The sequence below is a fragment of the Geobacillus jurassicus NBRC 107829 genome (genome assembly GCF_001544315.1).
GTDB classification, from domain to species: Bacteria; Bacillota; Bacilli; order Bacillales; family Anoxybacillaceae; genus Geobacillus; species Geobacillus jurassicus.
Map to the genome: position 1 here is coordinate 1 of NZ_BCQG01000109.1, position 2104 is coordinate 2104.

The 2104-nt window shown below is 44.9% G+C and carries 2 protein-coding genes; both read right to left on the reverse strand.

Annotated features, from left to right (window positions below):
• Nucleotides 1-58: 58 nt before the first annotated feature.
• Nucleotides 59-814 (reverse strand): IS21-like element IS5376 family helper ATPase IstB, encoded by a 756-nt coding sequence (gene istB / locus GJ1_RS17315; RefSeq protein ID WP_066235113.1) that lies wholly within the window; start codon nt 812-814, stop codon nt 59-61.
• The gene (gene istA, locus GJ1_RS17320; RefSeq protein WP_066235123.1) at nt 811-2013 is read right to left on the reverse strand and encodes an IS21 family transposase; all 1203 of its coding nucleotides are present in this window, start codon (nt 2011-2013) and stop codon (nt 811-813) included. Before istA ends, istB begins: the two co-directional genes overlap by 4 nt.
• Nucleotides 2014-2104: the final 91 nt, after the last annotated feature.

Below are 2104 nucleotides of genomic sequence, written 5' to 3' on the forward strand. Positions count from 1 at the left end.
TGTCAAGGCCGATTATTTTTTCCCCAAAATCGCCGGTTTAAAATTCCCCAGAAGGACCTCATGGATCCTTCTGTTTTTCTTGTTGGAGCCTTTTTTCCCGTAATCGATAGCTTTCCCCCTTTAGGTTGAAAATAATAGAATGATGCAGTAATCGATCTAACATCGCTGTCGCAAGAACCGAATCTCCCACGATTTCTCCCCATTCCCCAAAGCTTTTGTTGGAAGTGAGGATAATCGGGGCATGTTCGTACCGACGGGCGATGACCTGAAATAAGTAATGAGCGCTGTTCGGGTCCAGTTTTAAGTACCCCATTTCATCAATAATGAGAACAGTTGGCTTCACAAACATACGAAGCTTTTTTTCCAGCTTTCCTTCCTGGTCGGCTCTTCTTAACTGAGTGACCAAATCATGGGCGGTAATAAAATACGTTTTATATCCTCTTACGATCGCCTCCATTCCAATCGAAATCGCCAGGTGCGTCTTTCCAATCCCCGGTGGACCGAGAAAAAGGATATTCTCTTTTTGGTCAATAAAAGACAACGTAAGCAGCTCTCGAATCCGACGCTCATCCACTGAAGGCTGTGCGGCAAAATCAAACGTATCGATCGTCTTGCGATATGGCAGTTTGGACAGCTTGATGAGCGTTTGGATCGATCGTTCCTGTTTTTCGACGATTTCTGCCTCTAATAAGCGGAATAAAAACTCCGAATATGGTATATTATGAGCAGCTGCGTATTCTGCCATGGCGGACCATCGTTCCGCCATGACAGGCAAATGGAGTCGGTGGCAATACTCGTGTATTCGTTCTTTCATGAGCTTTCCCCTCGCAGGAATGCGTCATAAACGGACAATGGACGAGTATCCACTTCCACCGAAACAGGCGAAATGGCGGCGGCCATTTCCGTCTGTTTCTTTTTTATTTTTTTGGCGAATGCAATTACTTTTTTCTGTTGGTTCAAGTAAGAAATCTCCTCCCCTCGATAGTACAACCGAATATCCCCATTCAATCGCTCCTTTACCAGAATTTCTTTGCCCGCATACTCCGCCGATAAGAGCCATTGTTCCCCTTTGTAGGAGAAACTGCCATCCCAATGCACTTTCCGATAGGAAAGATAGCTCGTATCGTAATCTTTCTGCGGGAGAGGTTTCAACTGTTCCTCTGCCCAACGCTCTTGCGGAGGAATGCCGGTAGTGGCGTTTGGCTTCCGATTCGCCACTTGATCGAGCCAGCGATGCAAAAGGAAATTTAATTCTTCGATGCTTTCAAACGATGTTCCTACATAGAAGTGATCCATAATATACTGAATGGCTCGTTCGACTTTTCCCTTTGTCTGGGCCCGGTAGGGCCGGCATACTTTTGGAATAAATCCATAGTAACTCGCAAATTCAGAAAATCGCTGATTCCATTTCACCACTCCTTGTTCCCGGCCGTCGGCAACGGTCTTCATATTGTCAAATAACACCTTCTTCGGAACCCCACCAAAGTACTTGAAGCTCTGAATCAGGCATTCCATTAAGTGCTCCTGGTCCTGGCTGGTCGTAAATACCGCGTATTTCATCCGCGAATAGCCTAACGTGGCCACAAATAGCGATAACTTGACTTTTTTCCCTTCGATCACAACCTCCCCAACTTCTTTCCAATCGACTTGCATTTGTTCGCCAGGAAGCGTTTCATAGCGAACCGTGTATTTCTTTTTCGCCGTCTCTCGGAAAGGCTGCATATAGTCCTTTAAAATCGTCTTTCCTCCCGTGTAGCCCTGTTGTCGAATTTCGAAAAACAACTTTTCGCTATTAAACACCCCATCCTCTAACATCCGTTTTTGAAGATATGGTTTAAATGGATCCAACTTGCTTTTTCTTGGTTTTCGCTTGAATTTGGAAGGGGGATTGGGGGAGTGAATATATTTTCGGACGGTTTTCCGATCGATCCCCAATTCCCTCGCAATATCGGAAATACTCCTTCCCCTTTCATACATCTCTTTGATCATGAAAAATTCCCCTCTCGTAATCATGAACCATAGCTCCTCTCGTTGACACTATGGTTCTATTATAAGTGGGGAATTTTATTCCGGCTATATTGGGGATTTTATCATCGGCTTTAAC

Excerpts from the sequence above, each read along its gene's own strand:
- istB (WP_066235113.1), bottom strand. The coding sequence starts at position 814 with ATGAAAGAACGAATACACGAGTATTGCCACCGACTCCATTTGCCTGTC.
- istA (WP_066235123.1), bottom strand. The coding sequence starts at position 2,013 with ATGATTACGAGAGGGGAATTTTTCATGATCAAAGAGATGTATGAAAGG.